20 protein-coding genes are annotated in these 25,281 nt (G+C 39.2%); 16 read left to right on the top strand and 4 right to left on the bottom strand.

Annotation, left to right across the window (positions count from 1 at the left end; translation table 11 throughout):
- Positions 1–104: 104 nt before the first annotated feature.
- Complete coding sequence (locus ACM0OR_RS13840) at positions 105–914, bottom strand: SnoaL-like polyketide cyclase (protein ID WP_414576783.1); 810 nt, start codon at positions 912–914, stop codon at positions 105–107.
- Positions 915–1,766: 852 nt separating this feature from the next.
- On the opposite strand from ACM0OR_RS13840, the gene ACM0OR_RS13835 reads away from it, so the two are divergent.
- The 15 genes from ACM0OR_RS13835 to ACM0OR_RS13765 all read left to right on the top strand — a co-directional run bounded on the left by ACM0OR_RS13835 (position 1,767) and on the right by ACM0OR_RS13765 (position 16,553).
- A complete protein-coding gene (locus ACM0OR_RS13835; protein WP_190707530.1) occupies positions 1,767–2,264 on the top strand; it encodes an HNH endonuclease in 498 nt (165 codons plus the stop codon).
- A gap of 980 nt (positions 2,265–3,244) precedes the next feature.
- On the top strand, positions 3,245–4,531 hold the full coding sequence (locus ACM0OR_RS13830) for a DHH family phosphoesterase (protein ID WP_190707532.1): 1,287 nt from the start codon (positions 3,245–3,247) through the stop codon (positions 4,529–4,531).
- Between the two features lie 202 nt (positions 4,532–4,733).
- Positions 4,734–5,915, top strand: coding sequence for an HNH endonuclease (locus tag ACM0OR_RS13825; protein ID WP_414576781.1), 1,182 nt, complete (start codon positions 4,734–4,736; stop codon positions 5,913–5,915).
- A 76-nt stretch (positions 5,916–5,991) separates the two neighbouring features.
- Positions 5,992–6,237: a hypothetical protein gene (locus ACM0OR_RS13820; RefSeq protein ID WP_414576779.1), complete on the top strand. Its 246-nt coding sequence runs from the start codon at positions 5,992–5,994 to the stop codon at positions 6,235–6,237.
- On the top strand, positions 6,230–6,619 hold the full coding sequence (locus ACM0OR_RS13815) for a type II toxin-antitoxin system VapC family toxin (RefSeq protein ID WP_414576778.1): 390 nt from the start codon (positions 6,230–6,232) through the stop codon (positions 6,617–6,619). The genes ACM0OR_RS13820 and ACM0OR_RS13815 overlap by 8 nt, the downstream gene beginning before the upstream one ends.
- A gap of 32 nt (positions 6,620–6,651) precedes the next feature.
- The gene (gene sixA, locus ACM0OR_RS13810; protein WP_414576776.1) at positions 6,652–7,146 is read left to right on the top strand and encodes a phosphohistidine phosphatase SixA; all 495 of its coding nucleotides are present in this window, start codon (positions 6,652–6,654) and stop codon (positions 7,144–7,146) included.
- A 112-nt stretch (positions 7,147–7,258) separates the two neighbouring features.
- Positions 7,259–8,395 (top strand): citrate synthase, encoded by a 1,137-nt coding sequence (locus ACM0OR_RS13805; protein ID WP_414576774.1) that lies wholly within the window; start codon positions 7,259–7,261, stop codon positions 8,393–8,395.
- A 419-nt stretch (positions 8,396–8,814) separates the two neighbouring features.
- Positions 8,815–9,933 carry an NADH-quinone oxidoreductase subunit NuoH gene (nuoH, locus tag ACM0OR_RS13800; RefSeq protein ID WP_190707547.1) on the top strand — a complete coding sequence of 373 codons (1,119 nt, stop codon included), beginning with the start codon at positions 8,815–8,817 and terminating at the stop codon, positions 9,931–9,933.
- 64 nt (positions 9,934–9,997) lie between these two features.
- A complete protein-coding gene (ndhI, locus tag ACM0OR_RS13795) occupies positions 9,998–10,582 on the top strand; it encodes an NAD(P)H-quinone oxidoreductase subunit I (RefSeq protein ID WP_190707550.1) in 585 nt (194 codons plus the stop codon).
- 88 nt (positions 10,583–10,670) lie between these two features.
- Entirely contained in the window at positions 10,671–11,276 is a 606-nt protein-coding gene (locus tag ACM0OR_RS13790; RefSeq protein WP_414576772.1) for an NADH-quinone oxidoreductase subunit J, read from the top strand.
- A 37-nt stretch (positions 11,277–11,313) separates the two neighbouring features.
- Complete coding sequence (gene nuoK, locus ACM0OR_RS13785) at positions 11,314–11,619, top strand: NADH-quinone oxidoreductase subunit NuoK (RefSeq protein WP_006199065.1); 306 nt, start codon at positions 11,314–11,316, stop codon at positions 11,617–11,619.
- A 6-nt stretch (positions 11,620–11,625) separates the two neighbouring features.
- Positions 11,626–12,546 (top strand): NAD(+) kinase, encoded by a 921-nt coding sequence (locus tag ACM0OR_RS13780; protein ID WP_190707556.1) that lies wholly within the window; start codon positions 11,626–11,628, stop codon positions 12,544–12,546.
- A 438-nt stretch (positions 12,547–12,984) separates the two neighbouring features.
- Complete coding sequence (locus ACM0OR_RS13775; protein ID WP_414576770.1) at positions 12,985–13,767, top strand: GNAT family N-acetyltransferase; 783 nt, start codon at positions 12,985–12,987, stop codon at positions 13,765–13,767.
- A 65-nt stretch (positions 13,768–13,832) separates the two neighbouring features.
- A complete protein-coding gene (locus tag ACM0OR_RS13770; RefSeq protein WP_414576768.1) occupies positions 13,833–15,383 on the top strand; it encodes a hypothetical protein in 1,551 nt (516 codons plus the stop codon).
- A 144-nt stretch (positions 15,384–15,527) separates the two neighbouring features.
- Positions 15,528–16,553 (top strand): 2-hydroxyacid dehydrogenase, encoded by a 1,026-nt coding sequence (locus tag ACM0OR_RS13765; RefSeq protein ID WP_414576766.1) that lies wholly within the window; start codon positions 15,528–15,530, stop codon positions 16,551–16,553.
- A gap of 67 nt (positions 16,554–16,620) precedes the next feature.
- On the opposite strand, the gene ACM0OR_RS13760 is transcribed toward ACM0OR_RS13765, so the two are convergent.
- The 3 genes from ACM0OR_RS13760 to ACM0OR_RS13750 all read right to left on the bottom strand — a co-directional run bounded on the left by ACM0OR_RS13760 (position 16,621) and on the right by ACM0OR_RS13750 (position 21,103).
- Positions 16,621–18,792 carry a GumC family protein gene (locus ACM0OR_RS13760; protein WP_414576764.1) on the bottom strand — a complete coding sequence of 724 codons (2,172 nt, stop codon included), beginning with the start codon at positions 18,790–18,792 and terminating at the stop codon, positions 16,621–16,623.
- Between the two features lie 1,054 nt (positions 18,793–19,846).
- Positions 19,847–20,830, bottom strand: a complete 984-nt coding sequence (locus ACM0OR_RS13755) for a ribonuclease Z (protein WP_414576762.1) — start codon at positions 20,828–20,830, stop codon at positions 19,847–19,849.
- A 99-nt stretch (positions 20,831–20,929) separates the two neighbouring features.
- The gene (locus ACM0OR_RS13750) at positions 20,930–21,103 is read right to left on the bottom strand and encodes a hypothetical protein (protein WP_190707573.1); all 174 of its coding nucleotides are present in this window, start codon (positions 21,101–21,103) and stop codon (positions 20,930–20,932) included.
- A gap of 487 nt (positions 21,104–21,590) precedes the next feature.
- Here ACM0OR_RS13750 and ACM0OR_RS13745 point away from each other — a divergent pair, with 487 nt between their 5' ends.
- On the top strand, positions 21,591–25,250 hold the full coding sequence (locus ACM0OR_RS13745) for a choice-of-anchor I family protein (RefSeq protein ID WP_414576761.1): 3,660 nt from the start codon (positions 21,591–21,593) through the stop codon (positions 25,248–25,250).
- The last annotated feature ends 31 nt before the right edge of the window (positions 25,251–25,281 follow it).

Here is a 25,281-nt window from a genome sequence, read left to right as displayed (position 1 = left end):
TACTCACTACTCAGCACTCATCATTCACTACTCATTACTCACTACTCAGCACTCACTACTCAGCACTCATCATTCACTACTCATTACTCACTACTCAGCACTCACTACTCACTTACAGCAAAAGGACAACGACTAGCAGAGAGATTCACATCTGTTGATTTTTTTCTCCAAGGCCAAAGTTTCTTGATAAAACTCCATAACTTTTGCCACAGAGAAGATTTGGTTTTTGTACCTGTTAGTTGTTGTGTTTGCAGATTAGGTGGTAGCTTACCACCAGATGTAAGTTTTGCTAGAAACTTGGTGTTGTCATAGTAGTGTTCTAAAGAGAGAATTTTCAGGTCATCTCTCAAATGAACAACACTAGTGCCAATTATTTCAATAGTTTCGCCTGTTGGTGCATAATCTTTATATGCACCATTAAAAGCACCCCAGTGTCGCCATTTAAAAACAATACTTGGCGGGGTTGAATAAACTTCTAACACTTCCCATAAAAAACCTTCAGGGAATGCTGTATGGAAAAGATTAGTTGAGGTTTCAAAATTCTCTTCACTGGCTTTGTAATGTTTGTTATTTCCAATTAATAGTTTATAAGTACCAGAATTAATTAAATCTGTGATGGTGTAGCCATAACCACCATTGGTACTCATGCGAAATTTGTCTTGAACAACAGTCAGCCATTGAGCAGGATTAGTCTTAAAATTAGCCTCAATATCAAAAGCTCGCACCAAATTTTGGACTAATCTTTCTAGGGAATTTTCGGGGTGATTTTGTATGCTTTCTTCGGCAAGTTTTTCATTAGAATGAGTATAGTCTGGTTTTTGACCATATCGCCATTCTATATCCGTGCTATATTCCAGCACTGTATCTCTATCTTGTACCCAAAGATTAAGCTTAGTGATGTCGATGGGATTCATAAATGCCTACGCGAAAAGTTAACTAAGAAATAAATGTAAATTGATGATGAGCAACAGAATTACGCAATGAAAACCCTCTAGTTTTGCAGCTAGTTATACAGCTTTTTTGCAGATTTAATCTCTCATTCGTTTGTAGCGTCAGAGATTTTGAAGTACATCTACTTGCATCTTTTACTATTATGCCAGCCAGTACAAAAAAAGTTGATTAATATAGATAATCTCAAATAAATTTAAAAGGTAATTTGGTTATATTTTTAGTGTTAAAGTAGCGTTTCTTGGTTGAGTGAGAGACAAAAACTCCACACCTAACCCCTCTCTGCAAGTAAGGAGGAAGCAACGCGAAAAAGTCAGATCATCGTGAAATGAGCAGGAAAGTAGGGAGAGCAAAGATAAAAATTTAGTGACTTTTACTACTAAAATTCCCCGGCTATTTACTTCTTTCTCTACCCCGTCCTCTCCATCTCACAAAATCGCGTTGCTTCCACTAAAGATACGATTATCAAGAAAGGTAGAAGGAAGAAGGGATCAATCCTTACCGCGAACAGAATGCGGAGGGTAGCTTGCTTTGCTACGCAACGCTACTGCGAACCCGGAAGAGTACGCTTAAGTTTCCTGTAGAGAACGAAGAGAACGACAAGCTAAGTACAAGTTTTAAATTTTGAATTCGGAGCGCAGCGATATGACACTGTTCAACCCAATCTATGTTTATGAGGAATAGGGCATGGTTAATGGATGCTGAATTCTCATATGTATAATTTTTGGAATCATTTCGGAAGTATAATTTATTCTCATCTCCCGATAAGCGGAGATTCGTGTTAATATATGTAAAACTAATACCTTGAGCGTTAATCAATGGGGAAGGTTTTAGTCCTAAACGCCTCTTACGAACCGCTCAATATAACGAGCTGGCGTCGTGCTGCGGTTCTGTTAATTAAAGGCAAAGCAGAACGGGTTGAACACAACGGGAAGTTTCTCTATGCAGATTTTCCGTTACCAACCGTGATTAGGTTGCGCCATTATGTGCGCGTCCCTTACAAGGAAATTCCACTTACTCGCCGAAATATTCTGCATCGTGATGGACACAGTTGTCAATACTGTGGCTATACAGGCGATGAGTTGACATTAGACCATGTAATACCGCGATCGCGTGGTGGTGGGGACACTTGGGAAAACATTGTTACAGCTTGTGTACGGTGCAATGTCAAAAAGGGTAGTCGTACTCCCCAAGAAGCTCATATGCTGCTGCGGCATCCGCCTCGGCAACCTTATAGTAGTCTCTATTTTGAGGTTAGCAAGCATCTTAAGAGTGGACTGCATCAAGAGTGGCAAAAATATGTTATAGGACTTTGACATTAACACAATAACTCTTAGTACCTGGTAGCTCGATTGTCACTATATCCGGGTACTAGACTTGTGTGTTTTCTGTGAAAGTACAGTTTAATTACCTTGGACTGTAATTGCTCTGGGTACAAATTTTGCGTGGTCATCCCCTAAACCTAAAATATAATTTTTATTTTTAGCTGAATAGGTTAACAGCGCAATATTATAACTTATAAAATATCAAAAAATATCAATTTACGAAAGAATTATTATAAATATCTTGAATATGGTTTGTCCTATAGAGAAATCTATATGTTCAAAACCGTTGAGGGAATTATACTTTGCGCGACTGACGTGTCATATGATACCAAAAAAATAATCTCACTTGGAATAAGTCTTAAGTGAGCTTCCCAGCAGCAAAAAATGAAAGAAATACTCTCCACCCCTATTTGCTGCAACCTCTAACCGTTCGACGCTCACGGCGCAGCCTGTCACCTGTCATCTGTCAAGAAAGTAAAGCCGTCCTATATGAACGGGGTTTTAATCCCAGTTTTTCGGTAAATTTTCGTTATAAAATATAAGGAGAGACTTACATATGGGGTCAAAACCATATCCTGGGCTAGCAAAATTTTGTGGCTGTGTAACAAAGATACCAGATCAAGTTTCAGTCTAGTACAAACGTAAAAGACAAGAGGTAAAGGGCAAATTACATAGGTGTTACCCATACCGCAGGTTAGGCAGGTATCTATCTACAAAAGATAACAAAGATTGATCACATTATTTGAGATGTGTTTTACAAGACCAGAAGTCTTCGTTTTCAGCCTTTATGTGCATTCTGGTAGAATTTGGTAGATTCATCAACTATCTGCTTGACAAAAATATACCGAGATATACATCCCCATCTCCTCATATTTTTGCGAAGATCAGAATGTGGGGCTAAATGAGTCAAGTGCTGGTTGTAGTATCTCTAAACAAATTCATAGAGCCTCACACTTGGAACAAATTTTACTATGCAATTGAATTCTTCTTTTATTAAGCAGTCTGATAGTTTTGCGTTGACTAATGAGTCAACTCCGGAGGAAACTGACATAGACAAAGAAACGGAAGTGTCACTAACTAAATCTACCTTACCAACATCTACAGGCGAAGGTGTAGGTATTTATATAGGGCAACGTAGCAATTCCTTAGCATTTCAAAAATCAGAAGAATTGCAAAAGACCCTACTATCACACCGACATGAACGTCAGTTAATCATTTTACAAGACTTTCCTGACCCTGATGCGCTTTCTTGTGCTTGGACTTACCAGCTAATTGCCCAGCAATACGATATCAAGTGTGAAATGATTTATGCTGGGACTCTAAGTCACCAAGAAAACATAGCGTTAGTCAAGCTAACGGGTTTACCTGCCCAACGCTGGACACCCCAAACTATTAAGGGGAAAGACCTATCATCTTATCAAGGCTTGGTTTTAATTGATAACCAAGGGACAACCAGTCAGCTACTAACATCTGTACAGCAAGCAGGTATACCATTAGTAGCAGTAATTGACCACCATAGTTTGCAATCTGAACTGAAATCAGAGTTTGTGGATGTTCGTCCTTATGTGCGAGCCACAGCAACGATTTTTACTCAATATCTTCAATGTGGCTTACTAGCTTTAGATAGTAGCATTGGCCAACACGTTAAATGTGCTACTGCCTTAATGCACGGCTTGCGTTCAGATACCAATCGCCTGATGCAAGCACAAGAAGAAGATTTTATGGCAGCAGCGTATCTGAGCCGATTTTATGATGCTCAATTGCTGAATGCAATTCTTCAGGCTAACCGTTCTAAACGGGTGATGGATGTAATTGAGCGATCGCTAAAAAACCGCATTGTGCAGAATAACTTTTCTATCGCAGGTGTTGGTTACTTACGCTACGACGATCGCGACGCTATCCCCCAAGCCGCAGATTTTCTGGTTACTGAGGAAAACGTGCATACTGCTGTGGTTTATGGCATTGTTCACGATGAAGACGATGAATTAGAAGTAGTGATTGGTTCGTTAAGAACGACCAAACTCACACTCGACCCTGATGAATTTATTAAGGAAGCCTTTGGACAAGATAGCACAGGGCGGTTTTTTGGTGGTGGGAGAACAGGTGCTGGTGGTTTTGAAATTCCGATGGGATTCTTATCTGGTAGTAATGAAAATTCTGCTTATGCAAGAATGAAGTGGGAAGTTTTTGACGCGCAAATTAAGCAGAAGTTACTGAAATTAGTGAATCCTAAAGATAACCCAATTCAGTCTGAGTAGGTTCGTATTCCACTATGAAAAATTGAGAACTAACATAAACAAAACTAAAGATAGTTCTCAACTGATATACGTCTCGGAATTAATTCTGAGGCGTATCTTCTATTTATGGCAAATAATATTATTTCAGGTAAAAATACTGCTGACTATTTGTATATTAAATAGCTAGGCTCATAATTAGCATCATTAGCTAATTATATCTATTATGGAAACTATAATTTTTCTTGTAAACAGTGAAATAAATAAATCACTTACGTCCTTAATTAAGTCAAAAATTTCTGATGGGGAATATTATAAAATAGCATGGAGTTGTGGTAATTCTAAATTTATCAAAGTTGGCTCTAGAGCATATTTTAAGAGAAGCGGAAATATTGGGAATGAGCCGCTTGGCTTTATCGCTGCTGGTTATGTTATTGCAGCACCAGAAGATGATCAGTTAAGACTTATTAATAGGACATATTCGGATTTAAGTGAAGCATATGTGGGGCATTATTATGGCTGTTTTTCTGTTTTGATTCAAATAGATTCAGTTGTAGATTTTAATTTTCCTCTAGAACAAAAAGAATTAAGGAAATTATCTCAATTTCAAGGAGTTAATTTTAATTTTGGGGGAGGTGGTTGTAGGTTCAGTGAAGAAGCTTCTCATTTTCTTGATTCAGAATGGGAAAAGCATTCCCTTAAATATCAAAGGATAGGAAAAGGATGCAGACTTATTGATGTCATAGTGGAAAGAGGAAATGCTTTTAAGGGAAAACAAGAATATGAAGATGCAATTAATCAATATAGATTAGCTTTGAAAGTTGATTCCAAGTACGCCAAGGCAATTAATCAAATAAACAATTGCGAATTAATATTAAAGAGAATAAATGAAGCAAAAACTATACAACCTCCACCAACTCCACCATTACCTATCAAGAATAATGAACTACTAACTGCTAGAGAAGAATTAGATAAAGAAAAGTTCTTCAGGTACAGAAATGACACTGAAGCTCGCCAAAAAATTTATGTATCAATAGCTAGGAGACAAGGACAATCAAAGTTCCGGCAGGATTTGTTAGAAGCTTATTCTTCTAGGTGTGCAATTACTAATTTTGATGCAGAGGAAGCACTCGAAGCCGCTCATATAATCCCTTACATTGCAACAGAAAATAATCATCCTTCCAATGGTTTATTATTACGTGCTGATTTGCATACTTTATTTGATTTAAATCTTATTGCCATCAATCCAAAAACAATGATGGTACATATTTCACCTACCTTAGGAAAAACTGAGTATAGAGCGATCGAGGGCAAAGAGTTACGTGTGCCAAAAAATGAAATGCACCATCCCAGTTTACAGTTCTTAAAGAAGAGATGTGAAATGTGTGAATGGTTCAAATATTTATAGTGCGATCGCTCATTCTGGTAATGTATGGCAAGATAATTACTATGATATCTTATTGCCTTAATTTGGAGAAGTTTTCATGACACAGCAAGAGTTGTTGAATGAATTTTTATCCCTACCTTTAGAAGCACAGCGTCAAGTAATCGACTTTATAGCTGTTTTACGACAAAGATATACAGTAGTTGAATGTACAACACAACCAGTAGATGATGATTTAGCGAATGATAATTTTATTGGGATGTGGCGTGATCGTCAGGATTTAGCTGATAGCACTGCGTGGGTACGTAGTGTTCGAGAAAACGAGTGGTCAAAGTCAAATGACTAACTTAACTATTATTGATACCGATATTTTAATCGACGCTGGTTATGGCATTATCGAAGCAGTAAAATGTTTACACAATTTACAAGTAAACTCTGGTTTAGCGATTAGCATAGTTACACAAATGGAATTGATGGTTGGTTGTGCTAACAAAGCAGAGCTAAAAACCTTAGAAAATTTCCTCAAACAGTTTCATATCATTAAAGTTGATCAAGCTATTTCAAACAAAGCAGTTGATTTATTGCGGTTTTATCGGTTAAGTCATGGCTTGCTGATTCCTGATAGTCTTATTGCAGCTACAGCAATAATCTGGAATTACCCGTTTATTACGAAAAACCAACGGGATTACAGGTTTATTCAAGGTTTAAATTTATTAAAATATCCATAACTTTTAAAAGTTTTTACTCAGCACTAAATATCGTGGAAATATATCTAATTCGTCATGGCATAGCTGAAGAACAACAACCTTTCATCAAAGATGAGGAGCGCAAACTTACCAAAGAAGGAAGGCAAAAAACAGAGAAAGTAGCCCAGCGCATGAAAACATTGGGTTTGCAGTTTGATTTGATTGTCACTAGTCCTTTGGTACGCGCTCGCCAAACGGCTGAAATTCTCCTAGAAGCAGAACTCAGTTCCCAGCTAGAAGAATCGAACCATTTAGCTCCCAATGGTCATATTTCCAGTTGGTTAGATTACTGGTTGCGACCCAAAAACTTTAACCAAGACACCCAACTAGCTTTGGTAGGACATGAGCCTTGTTTGAGTAATTGGGCAGAAATTCTTCTATGGGGAGAAGCCAAAGGCGGTTTAGTCCTCAAAAAAGCAGGTATGATCGGAGTAAAACTGCCAGAAATAGGTTTACCTGTGGGTCGTAGTCAAATGTTTTGGTTGACACCTCCCAGGTACTTGCTCTAACAGTTTTGCAACTTTTCTCTAAAGAATTGTTGTGAGCTAGGCTACTGTTATGGCAACCCTTATTTCTGGTAAGTTAGCGTGTCGGATATTTCACTAAGCAAATGGTGTTGCCATGATGGTGTGCGAATACAAGCCTGGTTTAGAAGGCATTCCCGCCGCCCAATCGAGTATCAGTTATGTAGATGGGCAAAAGGGAATTCTAGAGTATCGTGGCATTCGGATTGAGGAATTAGCAGCAAAAAGTACATTTTTGGAAACTGCTTATCTCCTAATCTGGGGAGAATTGCCAACGAAGGAAGAATTACGAGTATTTGAGGAAGAAGTTCGCTTCCATAGGCGGATCAAATATCGCATTCGGGACATGATGAAATGTTTTCCCGAAAGCGGTCATCCCATGGATGCACTCCAAGCCTCTGCTGCGGCTTTAGGCTTGTTTTACTCCCTGCGGGACTTACATAATCCTGCTTACATTAGGGACTCTGTAGTGCGCCTGATAGCGACAATTCCGACAATGGTGGCCGCCTTTCAATTAATGCGAAAAGGTAACGACCCCGTTAAGCCTCGCGATGACTTAGATTATTCTGCCAATTTCCTTTACATGCTCAATGAGAAAGAACCGGATGAATTAGCAGCAAAAATCTTTGATGTCTGCTTAATTCTCCATGTTGAGCATACAATGAATGCTTCTACCTTTAGTGCTAGGGTGACAGCTTCGACTTTAACTGACCCTTACGCGGTAGTTGCTAGTGCTGTAGGAACGTTAGGAGGCCCCCTACATGGTGGAGCTAACGAAGAAGTAATTCAGATGTTGGAAGAAATTGGCTCTGTGGAAAATGTCCGTTCTTATGTCGAGGAGCGGCTGCAAAATAAACAGAAGCTCATGGGCTTTGGTCATCGTGTCTACAAAGTCAAAGACCCACGCGCTACCATTCTGCAAGACCTAGCAGAACAATTGTTTGCTAAGTTTGGCGCAGATAAATACTACGACATTGCCCAAGAAATGGAACGGGTAGTGGAGGAAAAACTAGGACACAAAGGGATTTATCCCAATGTTGACTTTTATTCTGGTTTGGTGTACAGGAAGATGGGAATTCCCACAGACTTGTTTACACCAATATTTGCGATCGCCCGTGTGGCTGGTTGGCTAGCTCACTGGAAAGAACAATTAGCTGAAAACCGGATTTTCCGTCCTACCCAGGTTTATAGCGGTCATCACGAAGTTCCTTACACACCCCTCGAACAACGTTAGTTGGTAGTTCCATTGTCATTCACATCGCCTCCCAGTGTTGGGAAATAGCAACTTCATAGACAGTGGATAACCGTTGCCAAAATGGAAGCGGCCGTTTTTTGTTGCTTGTTTGAAGAAACTGGGGAGCAGGCTGACGCTCACGGCGTCAGCCGCATATGGAGCAGAGGGCGCAGAGGAGAGAAAATGCTCTACGCCCCATTCCCTATTCCCCATAGTCAATCCCAATCCTAGCTATAAGTAGAACTTCTTGTGTAGCTACAGAAGCCAAAAACCATCGGGCGATATACTAGGCATGGGTATTGGCAAAAGATATTCAATCAGGTGTCATCTGAAGAAAGATATAAACAGGTGTAATTACAGGTATTAGTTTAACTAATGATTGTAATCCACCATGACTTGATGACTTAAAGAGCAGAAACATGAATTCAGGAATTGACCTCCAAGGAACTTTTATTAAATCCTTGATGGATTTAGGACTCCCACAGGGGGCAGCTAAAGCAATTTGGATGCCTCTACCCATGATCCTGATGCTCATTGGGGCAACAGTGGGCGTACTTGTTTGTGTGTGGCTAGAACGGAAGATTTCCGCCGCCGCACAACAGCGAATTGGCCCCGAATATATCGGGCCGTTGGGGTTACTAGCTCCCGTAGCTGATGGTCTGAAGCTGGTATTCAAAGAAGATATTGTACCGGCACAAGCTGACGCTTGGTTATTTACCCTCGGACCTATCTTAGTTGTGCTGCCAGTGTTTCTGTCTTATCTAATTGTTCCCTTTGGACAGAATATTATCATTACCAATGTAGGGACAGGGATATTCTTGTGGATTGCTTTATCTAGCATCCAGCCTATTGGCTTATTGATGGCTGGTTATGCCTCCAACAACAAATACTCCCTCTTGGGAGGCTTGCGGGCAGCAGCGCAATCAATTAGTTATGAAATTCCCTTGGCTTTGAGTGTGTTAGCGATCGTAATGATGTCTAACAGCCTCAGCACTATAGATATTGTCAACCAACAATCAGGCTACGGTATCCTGGGTTGGAACATTTGGCGACAGCCTCTTGGTTTCCTGATATTTTGGATAGCGGCTTTGGCTGAATGCGAACGTTTACCCTTTGACTTGCCCGAAGCAGAAGAAGAACTAGTTGCAGGCTATCAAACTGAATACTCCGGGATGAAATTCGCCCTGTTTTATCTCAGTTCCTACGTTAACTTAGTGCTTTCTGCTTTGTTGGTAGCAGTGTTGTACTTGGGTGGTTGGGATTCTCCCATTCCCCTCAATGTTGTAGCTGGTTGGTTGGGAATTAGTGATGTCAATCCCGTACTCCAGGTAGTTAATGCTGCGTTGGGTATCACCATGACCTTAATCAAAGCTTACTTTCTCGTGTTTATTGCCATCCTATTACGCTGGACAGTACCACGGGTACGGATTGACCAACTGCTAGATTTAGGATGGAAATTTTTGTTACCAGTTGGACTAGTGAATCTGCTATTAACCGCAGCTCTGAAACTGGCTTTTCCTTTCGCCTTTGGCGGTTAGTCATTAGTCATTAGTCATTTGACCAATGACTAATGACAAATAACAAAAAAGAGAGAGACACAAAATGCTAAAGTTCCTCAAGCAAGTTGGTGATTACGCCAAAGAAGCAGTACAAGCTAGTCGTTACATTGGTGAGGGGCTATCTGTCACCTTTGACCATATGCGTCGCCGCCCTGTTACTGTGCAGTATCCTTACGAAAAACTGATTCCTGGTGAACGGTTTCGTGGTCGGATTCACTACGAATTTGATAAGTGTATCGCCTGTGAAGTGTGTGTGCGGGTTTGTCCGATTAACCTACCTGTAGTGGATTGGGAATTTGACAAAGCCACCAAAAAGAAAAAGCTCAAACACTACAGTATCGATTTCGGGGTTTGTATTTTCTGCGGGAACTGTGTGGAATATTGCCCGACTAACTGCCTATCAATGACAGAAGAGTACGAGCTAGCCGCTTACGATCGCCATGAACTCAACTATGATAGTGTGGCTTTAGGTCGTCTCCCCTACAAAGTTACTGATGACCCAATGGTGACACCACTCCGGGAACTAGTTTATTTACCTAAAGGTGTTCTTGACCCCCACGACTTACCCGCCAACGCTCCTCGTGCTGGCGCACGTCCGGAAGACCTAGTAGAAACAGTAGAAAATTAAGTGTCATTAGTCATTTGTCCTTTGCTAACGACTAAAGACTAATGACCAATGACTAATGACCAATGACTAATGACTGAGGACAAAAACAGTGAATCTAGCGGAAGGAGTACAACTTGTTACCTTCGGCATACTGGCCGTGATGATGATTGGAGCAGCCCTTGGTGTGGTGCTAGCATCCAGCATTGTCTATTCTGCCTTTATGCTAGGGGGTGTGTTTATCAGCATATCGGGTCTATACCTGTTGTTGAATGGTGATTTTGTCGCCGCCGCCCAAGTGCTGATTTATGTGGGAGCAGTAAACGTGCTGATTTTGTTCGCCATTATGTTGGTGAACAAGCGGCAGAGTTTTAGCCCCTTACCCAGTACGGGAGTGAGGAAAGTCCTGACTGCGATCGTGGCTATAGGATTGTTTGGGCTGTTAAGTACAATGGTATTGGCTACCCCTTGGGCTGACTCTACTATTCCGGTAGTAGGAGAAAGTTCCATTGTTGTCATTGGTGAACATTTCTTCACCGACTTTTTATTACCTTTTGAATTGGCTTCTGTGTTATTGCTGATGGCGATGGTAGGAGCAATTATTTTGGCACGTCGTGAGTATCTGCCAGAAGTGACCCCAGAATTGCCGCAAACTGTGTTGACCTTACCAGAACGCCCTAGAGAACTCATAGGTGCTGGTAGCGACACCAAAGAATAAATAGAAGCCAGATTTCGCAGAAGGAATACCAGAACTCATGCAACTCCAGTATTTTTTGCTCCTTGCAGCCGCTTTATTCTGTATTGGTATTTATGGCTTAATTACTAGCCGTAACGCGGTGCGAGTGTTAATGTCAATCGAGTTATTGCTCAATGCTGTTAACTTGAATTTAATGGCATTTTCCAACTTCCTTGACTCAACATTAATTAAGGGTCAGGTTTTCACAGTATTTGTGATTACCGTGGCAGCTGCTGAAGCGGCGGTAGGTTTAGCGATCGTGCTTGCCATTTATCGCAACCGTGATACCGTCGATATGGAGCAGTTTAATCTCCTGAAGTGGTAATTGCGTGTGCAACTCAAGCAGGTAATCATTGCTTATAAAGCGCGAGACTCCCAGAGTAAACGCTGGGCAGAAATTTGCGCTAAACAGCTAGAAACTCGCAATTGTCAGGTCTTAATGGGGCCTAGCGGGCCAAAGGATAATCCTTATCCGGTCTTTTTGGCTTCAGCCGGACAACCAATTGATCTGGCAATTGTCCTCGGTGGTGATGGTACAGTCCTAACTAGTGCCAGACATTTAGCACCAGCAGGCATCCCCATTCTGGGGGTAAATGTAGGTGGTCATCTAGGTTTTTTAACCGAGTCAGTAGAAGAATTTCAAGATACGGAACAAGTTTGGGATCGGCTGTTTGAAGATCGCTATGCTATTCAACGGCGGATGATGTTACAAGCAGCCGTATATGAAGGGCATCGCACAAATTTAGAGCCAGTTACCGAACGTTATCTGGGGTTGAATGAATTTTGTGTCAAACCCGCTTCTGCCGATCGCATGATCACCTCTATTCTGGAAATGGAAATTGATGGTGAAGTAGTAGATCAATATGTGGGAGATGGACTAATTGTTTCTACTCCCACAGGTTCAACTGGTTATACTGTTTCTGCCAATGGCCCCATCATGCACGATGGTATGGAGGCGATTACCATCACGCCCATTTGTCCCATGAGTCTTTCGAGTCGCCCTATAGTTTTACCCGCAGGTTCTGTTGTGAGTATCTGGCCTTTGGGTGACTATGAGTTGACAACTAAATTGTGGATGGATGGGGTCTTAGCAACTTCAATTTGGCCTGGACATCGTGTTGATATACGCATGGCTGATTGTCGAGCTAAGTTTATTGTTTTGCGAGAGAATAATTCTTACTACCAGACGCTACGGGAAAAATTGCTCTGGGCAGGTACTAGGGTTCACTACGCTAGTAATCACCAAAATTAATAACAATGGTAATTTCTCCCCTGCTACACTCCCATTACACAGGAAAGTAATTACTGAGAAATTTGATGAGCGTAGGCGTAGGCTGCCGTAGAAATCGCTTCTGCAAGCAAATTCATCATTAGCCCCCGTATTACCGGGGGCTTTCTATACTCTAAGATCAGAGCAAAAATAATAACGTCTCCACCTACCCATAACTTCCGCGTAGCGGTACTAGTCGTTATGCAAACTTGATATTAGAAAAATTCTGTATCCTATTACCAGATTTTTGCAGGAATTAAGCTCATAATAAAAACACATTACTGACCTGAAATTTTTGCGTTTTATTCTCTAAACCTACGTGAATATTGCTTTAATACGTTAATAAATAAAATCATCTATTCCTATGGTCAGTAACTTTGAGAAGTTAGGATATCTTCACATATTTAAGTTGGAAGACAGATGGAAATTTCTTATAGACACACTAAATACCCACTCAGTCCTCCTTCTGACCTCAAAGATTTTCCCATTCTGGAAACAGACAAATATATCCTCAAAATTGCATCCACGAATGAAGAGTTAGAATCTATTTTTCGCTTGCGTTTTGAAGTATTTAATCTAGAATTGGGCTTAGGATTTTCTACTTCTAGCTTAACATCGATGGATCAAGATCAGTTTGATGCCGTTTGTCATCATTTAATGTTGATGTGTAAAACCACTGGTAAAACCATTGGTACTTATAGGATGCAAACTTATCAAATGGCTTCTTACAATTTAGGTTTTGATGCTGCTGATATATTTAATCTTCAGACAATTCCTCATGCTGTATTGCAGGCATCTATAGAAGTGGGACGTGCCTGTATAGCCAGAGAATATCGCAATATTCAAGCTCTATTATTACTCTGGAGAGGACTAGCTAACTATCTTATTTGCAGTGGTAATGAATATTTTTTCGGGTGTGCTTCATTACTAACGCAATCTCCTTGGGAAGCTGCATATGCCTATGATTATTTCCAAAAAAATAATTGGATACATAAAAACATCTTGGTTTATCCGTACTCACAATATTGTTTGGATATGCCACAAATTTGTGCTAAAAAATATCATATAGAACTGCCAAAAATTGTACAAGCATACTTGAGCATTGGGGCTAAAATATGTAGCTTCCCGGCAATTGATCAGCATTTTAAAACCATAGATTTTCTAACGATATCTCACATTAAAGATTTTACAATATGGCATTAATAGCATAATACTTTGCTGTATACTAATACCGTTCATGTGTGCAGGTATAAAAAACGGTATTAACAATGTTAGCCAAAAAAGTAATTAATCGAATTTCTAGTTTATCTTTTCATTCTCCTTGGTTTATTATAATTGTTTTTTCGGTTCTTGGTTTTATAGGTATTATCAACCATTCAATGTGGAGAGATGAACTAAATCCTTGGCTAATTGTCAGAGATAGTGAGTCTTTTGGAGATTTAATCGCCAATATTCGTTATGAAGGTCATCCTGTTCTTTGGTATTTTTCTCTGGTATTTCTGAGAAATATTGCTGACAATCCTCTGATGATGCAAGTTTTTCATTTGACTATTGCAATTTTTTCAGTTTCTATTTTTTGTTTATATAGTCCCTTTAATTATCAACAAAAATTTCTTTTTACTTTTGGTTACTTTCCTTTTTATGAATATTTATTAATTTCTAGAAATTATGCTTTTAGTATGTTATTCATTTTTGCTTTCTGTGCTGTTTTTTCATCCAGAAAGATAACTTATATTTATTTAGCAGTTTTATTGGGTTTACTAGCTAATAGTAGTGCTTACGCTTTATTTGTATCATTTTCTTTGTCCTTAACCTTGCTAGCCGAATTTTGTTTTGATAGTGAACATCGACAGCAATATTTTAGCCAAACTCAAAAATACGATTTATTTTTAAGTGTTGGAGTTATCATATTTTCTTTTTTATTATCTATTTATATTATTACGCCTCCAGTCGATAGTTATCTTCATGGAGGATTAGATGATGGATGGTTAATTAAATTAGATATCCGTCATTTCTTGAGAAGTATGGGTAGGTTGTTTGGTAGTTATTTTTTGATTTTACCCAAGCAAAAATGGCTTGATTTAAGCATTTGTGCTGGAATTGCATTATTCATGTTTTTTTTAACCGTAATTAAGTTAGCTAAAAAACCATTCTCTGTCTTTTTATATATTGTTGGCAATTGTGTAATACTTGCATTTACTTACTTGAGATTCTTTGGTGTTCCTAGGCATTTTGGGCATTTTTATTTAATTTTGATAGCATCTTTATGGTTAGGTAGTCAGTATCAAGAATCTAGCTTTTTAATCAATAAATTTCATATTAAAGAAAAATTATTTACCTTAGTGCAGAAAAGGTATCATATTGCTTTTATGTTAATTCTTTATGCCCACTTATTTGGAGGGTTGTATGGTTTTACAAGAGATTTATTTATACCATTCTCTGCTAGCCATGAGACTGCTAATTATATTCAAAAAACTCAATTAAAACAGGAATTTATTGTAGCCAGTCGAGATGCAAATATGGCTGCATTGTCTGGTTATCTCAATCGAAAATTTTATTATCCTGAGCTTAAGAAAATGGGAAGTTTCACCTTATTTAAACAAGGTCGTATCCCTGTCGAACAGGCTGAAATATTAGAGCAAATTTATTCTCTATTCAAAAGTGAAGTAGCTACAAAGAGAATCTTACTAATTTTAAATAAAGAACTGAAGTTGACCCACAATAATTTAAAGATTAGTCCTATCAAGAATTTTGATAGAGCATGGATAGATAGTGAACGATATTACCTTTATTGGGTATATGAAGGAAGTAGTCAGTAAAAGAATTAATTTTTGCTGTAGTTATGATATTAACTAGAAGTAGAGTAGAACCTATAGCTGATAGATATCATAAGCGTGATTGAGACTCTAAACCCCAAGCTATTATGTATGGGACAACATACAGCACATAATTTGAGGTTTTGCATGAAAGTAGCAGTCTTCAGTACAAAAGCCTATGATCGGCAGTTTTTAGAAGCTGCAAACTTCCCCAAGAAACACGATTTGGTGTTTTTTGAACCACGTCTTGACCAAGATACTGCTATCCTAGCTGCTGAATTTTCGGCGGTTTGTGTATTTGTCCATGACCAAGTTGATGCACATACTTTAGAACTTCTGGCTTTGAGAGGAACTCGCTTAATTGCTCTTCGTTGTGCAGGTTTTAACCATGTAGACTTGGAAGCCGCAGCCAAGTTAGGAATTACTGTGGTGCGTGTTCCTGCGTATTCACCCTATGGTGTGGCGGAACACGCTGTAGGATTGATTTTGAGCCTGAATCGCAAAATTCACCGTGCCTATAACCGTGTCCGAGACGGTAATTTTTCTCTAGACGGACTGTTGGGATTTAACTTAAATGGACGCACCGTAGGGCTGATTGGTACTGGTAAAATCGGGCTGATTTTAGGACGGATTATGAAAGGCTTTGGTTGTCATCTACTTGCTTATGATGTGTATCAAAATCCTGAATTAGAGGCATTAGGTGGAAAGTATGTAGAATTGCCAGAATTATTTGCCAATGCCGATATTATCTCTTTGCACTGTCCCTTAACACCAGAAACACATCACCTCATTAACGATCAGGCGATCGCACAAATGAAACCTGGTGTAATGTTAATTAATACTAGCCGAGGTGGATTGATTAACACACAGGCTGTAATTGAAGGACTTAAGACACGTAAGATAGGTTCTCTCGGTGTAGATGTCTACGAACAAGAATCAGAATTATTTTTTGAAGACTTGTCTGGCAAAATCATTCAGGATGATGTGTTTCAAAGGTTAACGACATTTCCCAACGTACTCATCACTGGACATCAAGCATTTTTCACAGAGGAAGCATTGCGTAATATAGCAGATACCACTTTGGCTAATATTACAGACGTTGAAGATGGCCGTACTTGTGCAAATGAGCTACGCGCTCAACCAGAAGTAGGAGACAAGGTTTTGGTGAGTTAATGCGTTAAATATATTGTATGGGGATGAGGCATTGTCACCTGTCACCTATCCCCTGTTCCCCTGTCCCCTAACTTGCTTCATTGGCGATGATGCCAACTAAATTTAATCGATTTAAAATTTCTACAGCTTGAGTAATTTCAGTTTGAGTTACCCAACCAATGCGTCCCACCATCATAATTCCATTGCAGAAGGAAGCGACGATTCGGGCATCAACTGTACCTAAAATAGCTGGAGCATCTATCAATACTAAGTCATAGCTTTGCTCAAATAACTCGATGAGTTCTTTCATGCGCTGAGAACTGAGCAATTTTACTGGGTCTTCTGGTACAGGCCCGGCGGTTAAAATATCGATGGAAGGGTGAATAGGTTGGATGTAGTCTTGTACATTGGTACTAGTTTCATCAACTAGTAATAGAGATAGTCCCCAATCGTTGGATAGCTGGAGAATTTTGTGGAGTTTAGGCGATCGCAGGTTAGCATCAATTAGTAGTACCCGTTGGTGCATATGAGCCGCACTTGCAGCTAATCCTAACGCCAAAGTTGTACGTCCTTCTCCTGGTAGCGCAGAAGTTACCATCAGAGAATTAAAGGGAAAGGGATACTTTAAAATCTGCGTATTTTGGTACACCATATCTAAGGTTTCGTGACAAGGTAGCCAAGAGTCAGTTTCTACCAAAGAAGGTGCTGTGTTACGCCGCCAGTTCCAAGCTAGACTCGGTAGTTGCTTTTCCATCGCATTGGATGCAAGTTTCGGCACAGAACCTAGTAGTCTTAGGTTGCTTACTCTCTGTAAATCCTGTGCTGAATGAATTACGCGATGACGTATCCCCCAAATCAAGGCCATAACAACGCCCAAAACTGGCCCGACAACCATACCCCCAAAAACAAGTAATAGTTTGTCATAACTGTTATATGTTGCCAGAGTAGGTTCTTCTAACACTTGCCAATCAAACCCCGCCTGCGTAATTTGTAATCCTACAAACTGTTGTGTTTGCACCATTTGCTCTAACGCTTGGCGGTGAGTTGCCACTTCTGACAGTAGACGTTGAGATTCTGCTATCAAACTGGGATATTTTTTTAACTCTGCACTAATTCGCTGTTCTGATGCGACTAAACTCTTTTCGTTATTTATTAACCCTTGGGCAATTTTTTTTAACTGGGTTAACTCCTCTACTAGTTGCTCTTGTGTTAATATTGCTACTTTTTGAGTATCTGCTGTTAGTTGCTTTGCTTCTTGTTGCAAAAGTTTTAACTGATTCTGGCGTTGCTGTTTCAGACTTTCAATGATGGGAGAATTATCTGTATAGCGTAATTGTTCCTGCGCTAATAATTGTTCAGTTTTTTGTACCTCACTGAAAAGTGTTTGGTAGCGAATTGATTGGTTTAAACTAGAAGAAATCAGTGCTTGTTGAGTTGAAACAACTATATTCTGCTCTAAATTTTGCTGGTGATCGCGTACATTTTGCAACTCAGTGCGAGTAGTTTGTAGCTGTTGTTGAGTTTCAGCCAGAGAGTTGATTAGGACTTGTCTTTGTGATTGAGGATCTAATAAATTGTGCTTCTTCCGAAAATTTTCCAGATTAATTTCTGCCTGTTTCACCTGCTTTTGTAGTAGTGGTATACGAGTATTAACAACAGCTAATCCTTTATTTAAACGTTCTTGTCGTTGCTCAATATTATAGTCCTGGTAAACTTTCTGTAAAGCTAATAAAACTTTGCGTGCTTTAACTGGATCATTATGCTGAAAGGAAACTTCAAAAACAGGAGTAACGAACTTATTTCCTCCTGTTTTTCTCTCTAATTGAGTGACTTCTAGATATAACTTTTGCCCATTAGTTGATTTACTTTTGATGTCTCCTACAGTAATATTTGGGTAGTCTGAGCGTAGTATATTTACTGTTCTTTCCATCAACTTAGAACTCAGCATTAAATTCTTCTGAGCAGTATAGTAATCCACTAATGGAGGCTTTGCATCAGTTGATTTAGTATCTGTACTCTGAGGAATATTATTTAAATTAATACCTTCATATACATTGGAACTTACTAAGATTTGCATATAACTCTTGTAAGTCGGTTTTGTCATCATAGCCAGCAGGCTAGTGACTGACATGACAATACAAGAAACTCCCAATACTATAAATCGCCGACGTAGTAAGATTTTAGATATATGTCTAAATCTTACTTGGTTTTGTGACGAGTTGGTTACAAATTCCCCTTGATTTAGACTGATTCTAGACACTAGTAAATTCCTCAAGTAATGTAACAATGTATCTATAAAATAATAAGAATTTCTCCAAAAGTAATAGATAAATAGAAATTAATATGGAGACATAGAGCCTAAAATAATCTTCTTTTCTGAATCATGTCAACTATCTCTAGAATTTTTTACTGTATCCTTATTTAATAACCCCAAGTATTTTTTAATATATCTAGATTAAATATTTATAGTAATACTTGTAGTTATCAATGATTCTAGTACAACTTAAAACTAGTAATATGATTAGTATTAAGTCACAAGCTAAAGATAAAATGTGACAACAGAAATTACCATTATTGTTATGAAAATCACAAAAAAAATTAATCGGAAATCAAAGAGAACTTCAAAAGCCCTTAAATAATAGTTGTTTCGGACTATTTGAGTGATTGAAAAATAGTTACTTCCGAATATATATCTCGTTATTAAAGACGTATGTAGTGAATAAATATACTTTGTATATATTATGCAGAGACAAATAGAAGATAGCTGAAAATAAATGTATAATGCGGTTCTATTTATTGGGTAATTTCTGGCATAAAATCAATGGAATAGTAACGTATTTAAAAATAATTTTGCATATTAAAATTGAAGCTAAGATAAAATCACTAGTTACTTTCCGGTTGTGTTTTGCAAATAGTGGTATTTGCAGAAATGGTATCTTTTCAAGAAACACAGGTGATAGGTGATAGAAAAGAGCGAAGGTAATATGACGTGAGTTCGATGATCTCTCCCCAACCCCTCTCCGACGCGGAGAGGGGCTTAAATATCTGGAAATATCAACGAAAAATAAAGGTTTTAAAGCCTCTCTCCTTGCAGGGGAGAGGTTTGGAGAGGGGTTTTTAAAACTCGTCGAACTCGCGTTAACACGGTTTGGATAAGAAAGATAATTTGCCAAAATAATAACGCCTGTAGAGACGTTGTGGTGCAACATCTCTACCCACCCATAACGTTAACCGAACCGTATTGAGAGGGAAGGAGTGTATTTCTTTGATTTTTGCTACTGATATCTTGCACTATTCTCAGTATCAGCAATCCATCAGGTATTTTTACTTTGAGGTGACAAGTTTTTGCTGCTATTTAAGATAATTTCCCGCCGTCTGGGGATATCATAAGTCATGAAATCATGAGCCATATCTGTACGAGGAAAAATAGCACGGGCTTCTCTTAGTAAATCTCTTAAATCTAAAACATTGCCAGGAGCGTAGCGGGGGCTGAAATGAGTCATAATCAGTTTATGCGCTCCCGCCGCTAATGCTGTTTGTGCGGCCATTGTAGTTGTCGAGTGCAACCTCTGAAAAGCCATCTCTGCATCCTGATGAGCAAAAGTAGCCTCATGGATTAACACATCAGCATCCTGAGCTAATTCCACTGCACCATCACAATAAATTGTGTCTGTACAATAGGCAAACTTACGCCCCAATTCTGTGGGGCCGCATAAGTCCGTCCCCTTGATAACTCGGCCATCAGCAAGAGTAACAGTTTCACCGCGTTTGAGTTGACCATAAATCCTACCAGGAGGAATTTGCAAGGCTTCAGCTTTTTCCACATCAAAGCGTCCGGTGCGGTCTTTTTCAGCTACACGATAGCCAAAAGCTGTAATGCGGTGATGCAAAAGACCGCAACTAACAGTAAATTCTTCATCTTCATAGACTACACCTGGACGAACTGCATGGACTTTAATTGGGTAGGAAAAATGTGTATGGGAGTAACGTGAAGCGGCTTGGATATAGTCACTTAATCCAGATGGGCCATAAATATCAACTTTTTCCACATTACCAGCCAAACCGCAACTAGCCAAAAGTCCCATCAAACCAAAAATGTGGTCGCCGTGCATATGCGTGACAAAAATTCGGGATAGTTGGCTACTTTTTAGTTCACTCCGCAGCAGTTGGTGCTGAGTACCTTCACCACAGTCAAATAACCACAGTTCTGCCCTTTGCGGTAATCTGAGGGCAACACTAGAAACATTACGTGATCTTGTAGGTACACCCGAACTTGTCCCCAAAAATGTGATCTGCACAGCGTTTTCTAGCCTTTTTTTTGCTGAATTTAAACCTCTGTTTTATATAGTGGCAGGTTATTCAGCAAATTTACAACAGGCGTTTATTCCTTTATCGTCCTACTCCCTACTCTCTACTTTCAATAGTCTCACTCCTGATGAGTCAGAAGAATCTTTGGGAGGTTTTTGATCATCAGGTGGCTGATAGCCTGCTGATGCAGCTTGAGTGACACTAAATAGACTCAAAACACAACTGATTAAAAGTTTGTGCAGAAGCCATTTCCTGTAAGTCATGGTTTTTCCTCCTATGGCATTGCACTGTTCCAGGATTCAGAGAACTGACGAGTTATATTTACTTACAAGTTATATTTCTGATATGGGCAGAAAGCACCACTAAAAATTGCCGAAAAACATTCTGAAATTTAGCAATTAGAAATTTTAAAGCAATGCGATCGCATCTTTGTTTCTATAAGGGTGTAATATATCACGCGATCGCTAGTAAAAAACTAGACTCAATCGAGTCTTAACTTCTGTGAGTGCAAAACATTAGTAGTCTACGAGAAATTACTTAAAAGATTAATTATAAAAATTTACTTGCCGTTGCTCAAAAATAAAGATTATAACTAAGTGGAATTGGATAAATAATCTACAACTTTTGATACGAGAGCATTCGATAAGCTAGTGATTCTGACTAGGTTAACAAGTGATACACAAGCGATCGCTTCATTTTTCTTAGTTAACTTTACTGCAATCTAAAACATATTAAAGAGGTTAAGTTCCTATGGCTTTAGCAACAGGTGATATTGCTTTTATATCCTTCAATGGTGATGAAGATGGCTGGTCGATTGTCACATTTGTAGATATAGACCCTAGTACCATCATTTACTTTAGCGATAATTCATACAATGGTACTAGTTTTGGCACTAGTGAGAGTTCATTTGAATGGAATACTGGAGCTAATACAATTACTGCTGGTACTGTAATTCGCTTTAGTAAAATTGATGCTGCCACCCGTGCCGCCTCCGTTGGTACATTCAGCGTGGCTACTGGTACTAACATTGGTCTTAGTGTAAGTAGTGAGACTATTTATGCTTATCTCGGTACTACTGCCACCACTCCGAATGTATTTCTAACTGCTGTGTCAACTGAAGGGGTAGCTGCGTTAACTTCTGCGGGACTAACTAATGGGGTTGACTCAATTGTCCTCACTAATAGTACGGATTATGGCATATATAACGGACTACGTACTGGAGAATCGAGTTTTGCCAACTACAAAACCCTGGTTAACAACTCCAGCAATTGGACAGTCGATACTACTAATGACTACAGCACAACAGTTCCTGATACTACAAGCTTTACGATCGCTACAGCAATACCCATAGTTAACCTTGTCAACTCTGGTGATAGCACTAATGTCACTGAAGGTGGTGCGACAGATTCCTATACTGTAGTTCTCAATAGTCAGCCATCTCAAGATATCACCATCAACATCAACCCCGACTCTCAGACAATTACCAGTGTAACTACCCTCACCTTCACCCCCAGCAACTGGAATATAGCTCAAACTGTCACAGTAACAGCAGTAGATGATACAACTGTCGAGGGTGGACATTTCAGCACGATCGCCCACCAAATCAACGGAACTAATGTTGGCACAGTTAGAGTCAGTATCAGCGATAACGATTTCGGATTGCTGAGAAAAATTGGTAGCTTTACTGGTCAAGGGGCAGAGATTACCGACTATGATCCAACCACCAAGCGGTTATTTGTGGTTGATGGTTCGGCATTTATTCGCATTTTGAATTTTAGTGACCCCACCAATCCTACAGAAGTTAATGCAATTGACTTAACTGCTTATGGTAGTCAAGCCAACAGCGTAGCCGTAAAAAATGGCCTTATAGCGATCGCACTCGAAGCCACAATTACAACTGACCCCGGCAAAGTAGTTTTCTTTGATACTGCTGGCAACTTTTTAAAAGAAGTCACAGTTGGGGCTTTACCTGACATGGTGACATTTAGCCCTGACGGTACAAAAGTCCTCACCGCCAATGAAGGAGAACCCGATGATGGTGTTGATCCAGAGGGTTCTATCAGCATCATTGATATCTCTCAAGGTGTGGCTAATGCAACGGTGACAACAGCTACTTTTACTAGCTTTAATGGACAAGAAGCCACACTTAGAAGTCAAGGTGTACGCATATTCCCTGGTAAAACAGTTGCCCAAGATGTAGAACCAGAATACATTACCTTTTCTCAGGATGGAACTAAAGCCTGGGTGACATTGCAAGAAAACAACGCTATAGCAATTGTAGATATTGCCACTGCAACGGTTGAAAAGATTTTCGGTTTAGGTGTAATTAATCATAACCAGCCAGGAAATGAATTAGATGCTAGTGATAGCGATGGTGGTATTAATATTCTGAATTGGCCAGTATTTGGGTTGTTTATGCCCGATGCGATCGCCTCTTTTGCTGCCAATGGTCGCACTTACTACATTACAGCTAATGAAGGTGATGCTCGTGATGAAGAAGCACGAGTAAAAGACTTAAATCTCGATCCTACGATATTTCCTAATGGTACGTTACTCAAGCAAGATGCTAACTTAGGACGGCTAACAGTTTCCACAATTGATGGAGATACCGATGGGGATGGTGACTATGATCAACTATTTGCCTATGGTACTCGCTCCTTCTCAATTTGGGATGACCAGGGTAATAGAGTTTTCGATAGTGGTTCAGATTTTGAAAAACAAATTGCTGCACAAGTCCCCAGCATTTTTAATCTCAACGGTGAAGATATTCCGGCTGGTATTGACAACCGCAGTGATAACAAAGGCCCAGAACCAGAAGGTGTAACTGTTGGTGTCATTAACGGCAAAACTTATGCGTTCATCGGGTTAGAACGCACTGGTGGGATTATGGTCTATGACGTTACCAATCCTCAGTCACCCCAATTTATAGAATATGTACCTAACGCCACTGGTGATTTAGCACCTGAAGGTCTGAAGTTTATTCCTGCTAGTGATAGTCCTAATGGTAAAGATTTACTGATTGTTGCTAACGAGGTTAGTAAAACCATCGCAGTTTATGAGGTCAATCTTTCTAATAATCTTGCACCCACTGCCTTGACATTAAGTGCAACTAATGTAAATGAAAATGTTCCAGCTAACACAGTGATTGGCACATTTAGCACCATTGACCCCAATCAAGGAGACACTTTTACTTATTCTTTCGCTAATGGTGGTAATGATAATTCATTCTTTACCATTAATGGTAATAGTTTAATTATTAACCAATCTCCAGATTTTCAAACCAAGTCTAACTACTTCATTCGTGTTGTCACAACTGACCAAGGTGGACTGAGTTTTGAGGAAGATTTAGTAATTGGTGTTAATGACATTCTAGATAGCCAGACTCAATTACTGAACCCAAAAAATGATGTCTTTAATATTACTGGAGTCAATGTCAAGGTTAAACTCAAAGTTAAACTATTGGGACGCAATTCTAATTTAGTTAATGAACTGGGAGTATATAGTGTTGATGATCAAAATGGCACAATTAATGGCATTGCTCCGGGTGCAGCAGGTTACGCTGAAGCAGCATTAGCACGCAGCCAGGCAATTTTTTCTATTATTGCGAATAATCCCAATGGCTTTGATCCTAATAATCTCAGTCGCTTGTTAGAATTTGATAGCAATCAGAATTTCAGGTTTTATTTAATTAAAAATAGTACCCTTAATACAGTTAAACAAACTTCTTCTACAAGCAATATACTTTTTTCTAACACTAGTGTTCAACAAATTACATCTTTAACTGCGGGTAGTTTTACTTTAGGTTGGACAGATGGCTCGAATAATACTAATGTATTTAATGATTTAGTAGTTAATATTACAGCCACCGACGAAACCCCAATTATAGGTGCAGGTTTACAAGGAATACAAGCAGCAGAAGTAATTGATTTACGGAGTTTTATTGGTGGTGTATCTGCAACATTTACAGTCAATAGAGAAGCTGCTTTTGATAACTTTGTTGGCTTCTATCAGGTAACTGGTGAAAATGGGGGAATTGATATTAATAATGATGGTATAGCTGATTTGCTACCGGGACAAGCTGGCTATATCCAAGCTGCTATTAATCAACGTCTAGCAGGTGTCAACTTAACGGTAGATAACCAAGCTACCGCAAATTATACAGGTACTTTTTCTGGTGGTGGGATTTTTGCACCATTTATGATTGTCAATGGTAGACCAGAAGCTTTACTTGATACTAATGGCAGTAATGATCCGGCAGTTTATTTTCCCTACTTGGGTGCTAACCCCAATCAAGTAGACCATATTCGTTTATTAGGTGATAATGTCTTTGGTTTTGAGGATTTACCTGGTGGTGGTGACGGAGATTACAATGATGTGATTGTGCGCGTTGGTTTTAACACTATTTTCTAGTCAACAAAATTCATTCATGAGTATTTTAGCT

The organism is Anabaena sp. CCY 9402-a (genome assembly GCF_963920945.1).
In the GTDB taxonomy this organism is placed as follows: domain Bacteria; phylum Cyanobacteriota; class Cyanobacteriia; order Cyanobacteriales; family Nostocaceae; genus Trichormus; species Trichormus minutissimus.
The sequence above is the reverse complement of the archived record's forward strand: the minus strand, read 5'-3'. Positions and strand labels throughout refer to the sequence as shown.